Source organism: Mesorhizobium sp. M2A.F.Ca.ET.039.01.1.1 (assembly GCF_003998035.1).
Classification (GTDB): Bacteria; Pseudomonadota; Alphaproteobacteria; order Rhizobiales; family Rhizobiaceae; genus Mesorhizobium.
Genome location: NZ_RZRY01000726.1, coordinates 1 through 2,996 on the forward strand (window position 1 = coordinate 1; position 2,996 = coordinate 2,996).

The window sequence follows — 2,996 nt, forward strand, 5'->3', positions numbered from 1 at the left end:
CTGCGAGACCCCGCTGATGTGCAGGTCGTAGAATTTGCGCCGCAGGTGAGCCCAGCACCCGGCGAGCCGGATTGTTTCATTGCTGCCGGCTTTGGCCCGTGCCTTGACCAGGTTGGTATAGGCCGAGTAGCCATCCACTTGCAGCATACCGCTGAACCCAGCGAGGTGGCGCGCCACGCAATCTGCGCCTCTGCTGTCTTCAAAACGATAGGCAACCATTGGCGGACTGGTTCCGCCATAGGGTCGATCATCCCGAGCGTAGGCCCATAGCCAGGCTTTCGTGGTTTTCCCGGAACCGGGGGCAAGGGTGGGCAAGGTCGTCTCGTCGGCGAAGACCCTTTCGCCCTCCTTCACACGCTCGAGGATGTAATCGGCGAGCATCTGCAATTCAAAGCCCAGATGCCCCATCCACTGCGCCATCAGCGACCGGCTGATCTCGACACCGTCGCGCAGATAGATCGCCTCCTGCCGGTAAAGCGGAAGGCCGTCGGCGTATTTCGACACGGCGATGTAGGCGAGCAGCCGCTCCGTCGGCAGGCCGCTTTCAACGATTTGCGCCGGCGCCAGAGCCTGGACCACGCCGTCACGGCCCCGGAAAGCGTATTTGGGACGGCGCGTGACGATGACCCGGAACTTCGGCGGCACGACGTCCAGCCGCTCGGAGCGGTCCTCGCCGATCAGAACCTTTTCCAGCCCCTCGCAGTCGCCCGGGATTTCCGGCTCGACGACCTCCTCGATGCGTTCGAGGTGGGCAGCAAAACCCTTGCGCGGACGCGGGGCGCGCTTCGGCTTGTTCCCGACCGCGCGGTCGAGTTCGCTCCGGATTTCCGAAAGGCCGGTCTCGACCTCTTCGAAGGCAAAGGAGGCCTGCTCGTCGTCGATGGCCAGGCGTAGCCGCTCGGAACGCGTGCCATGTTGCGTGCGCTGTAAAACTTTCAGGATCGACGTGAGATTGGCGATCCGCTCGTTGGCGCTTTTCTCGACAGCTTTCAGCCGGGCGACCTCCGCCTCAGATGCTGCGATCCGAACTTCGGCGACTGCGATCCGGGCCTCGCTTGCAGCCTGCTCGCGAGCCATGGAAAGGATCATCGCCTTCAGCGCATCAATGTCGTCGGGAAGGGCAAGACCCGGTAGAACCATGGCAAGCAACAGAGCACAAAAACAGCCGCTTTCCCAACCGTTCCAGCCGCATGATTCATCTTGCCGCAGGCCGGTTTCAGCCCGTCGATAACGGCCGCCTGACCCTGGCCGGACGGATCTTTTTCCAATCCAGTCCGGCCAGAAGCGCCATCAACTGGGCGTGGTCGAGACGCATGCGCGCGGCCGATATCGCAGACCAGCAGAAGCTGTGATCTTCCAGAGTCTTCGAATAAAGACAAACCCCGCTGCCGTCCCACCACACGATGCGAACCCGGTCCGCACGCTTCGAGCGGAACACGTGAAGCGCCCCCGAGAACGGGTCCAGGCCGCCGTCCCTGACCAGCGCCATCAAAGATGCCGCGCCCTTGCGGAAGTCGACCGGCTGGCACGACACGTAAACCACCACACCGGACGCGATCATGCCTTACGAACCGCGCGGATGATCCTCGCCAGGCGATCGGGATCGACATCGCCGCCGGCGCGCACCACTGCGTCGCCAATGACGATTTCCACCGTGTCGCTGCCCACCGCTTCAAAGCGCGTGAACTTCGCCGGCTTGCTCGCTCCCTCCGTCAGTGGCGCAACCATGCTCGACGAAAGCGCCTTGCGGCGCCACGCATAGAGCTGCGAGGGGTCCAGCCCCTCGGAACGCGCAACCGCCGACACATTGCCCCCTGGCGAGAACGCTTCGGCGACAAGCTGTGCCTTCTCTTCGTCCGACCGATGGCGCGGCTTGCGTCGGGACGGCACAGGCTCTGCCGTTAAAATCTCGAATGTTCGATGATGGCTCATACTGTCGCTCACAGGATTCTCCGCATGATTCATGCTGAAAATGAGCGATCAACCGCCTGCACGCTACGTGGGGATGCCTACGCGCTTACGATGTAGTCTCGCCGATCGCCGTTTATGACCATCGGCGTCTCGCGTTGAACATAAAAATTGACCTCGGCGGCACCTAGTATAGCAGCCGCCTGACTGTCGCCACCGATCCATTCGAGGGTGCCATCGCGATCAGGAACTAGATACCGCATCAGCCGCGTTGTTTATTATGCCTTCTGCGCAGATCCAATTCCTCGCTGATGACAAGCTTGATGTGCTCAGTGATGAGATCGACACCGTAAGCCAGCTGAAGCAATTGAGGACAGGGCGCACCAGCAAGACGCGGATTTTGTTCAATGGATGTGGGGTTCGGTCCCGGCAGCTCGAAATAGTGGCAGAGCTTGCCAACCGTGCATAGAACGGGTCCCCGGCGCACGTAATGCCAGCAATGTCATAGGTCCCACGTAGCTGAGAACATCCGCGGATCAGCGCATCGAGATTGTCTGTATCGACACGGATTGCCTCAATGCCCTCCACGGCAAGATATTCGTATTGAGCTGAACCAGCCGACAGGGCAATTGGATGAAGACCAACGCTGGGCCGCGTGGGAAAATTGCGCCTGCGTCGCCTGAAAACTAAAGACGCCTCAAGGCTTCTTAGGCAGAGGGACTTAACGTGACAACACCGCGGATCTTGTCTGGTTTCTGACAGTGGTGTCGGATTAGAACACCAGCAGTCGGCTGCGACCATCGAATTCATCAAGCGTAATCAGAAGCTTAATCGGCTTGAGCGGGGTTGGCATCGCCGTTGCTGTTGAAGGGTAGCAACATTGACTGAGGGGCAACTGCAGATCGATCCTGCCGCCGCTCTTTACGCCGATTTGACGCCAATCGGCAACGGTTAACAAGGAAGGGCCGGAATGCCAATCGACTATCCCGCGGTCTCAATCTCACGACCGAAGCGGTTCCCTTTCGGGGAGCGATTGTCAAGCCGATGCCTGTCGCGGCCAGCGGTACTGCGGATGCGCGCGCGTGCGG

At 60.6% G+C, this 2,996-nt stretch carries 3 protein-coding genes and 1 pseudogene; all 4 read right to left on the reverse strand.

The window, feature by feature from the left end:
• The coding region (locus EOA24_RS32600) for an IS66 family transposase (protein WP_127410508.1) at positions 1-1,140 on the reverse strand (1,140 nt) is incomplete at its 3' end.
• Positions 1,141-1,216: 76 nt separating this feature from the next.
• On the reverse strand, positions 1,217-1,561 hold the full coding sequence (gene tnpB / locus EOA24_RS32605; protein ID WP_023693549.1) for an IS66 family insertion sequence element accessory protein TnpB: 345 nt from the start codon (positions 1,559-1,561) through the stop codon (positions 1,217-1,219).
• Positions 1,558-1,965, reverse strand: coding sequence for a transposase (locus EOA24_RS32610; protein ID WP_189354415.1), 408 nt, complete (start codon positions 1,963-1,965; stop codon positions 1,558-1,560). Before EOA24_RS32610 ends, tnpB begins: the two co-directional genes overlap by 4 nt.
• A gap of 47 nt (positions 1,966-2,012) precedes the next feature.
• Positions 2,013-2,538 (reverse strand): annotated as a pseudogene (locus EOA24_RS43465) (hypothetical protein); the annotation flags it as partial.
• Positions 2,539-2,996 lie beyond the last annotated feature (458 nt).

Coding starts and splice junctions, on each gene's coding strand:
- tnpB (WP_023693549.1), bottom strand. CDS start 1,561: ATGATCGCGTCCGGTGTGGTGGTTTACGTGTCGTGCCAGCCGGTCGAC.
- EOA24_RS32610 (WP_189354415.1), bottom strand. CDS start 1,965: ATGAATCATGCGGAGAATCCTGTGAGCGACAGTATGAGCCATCATCGA.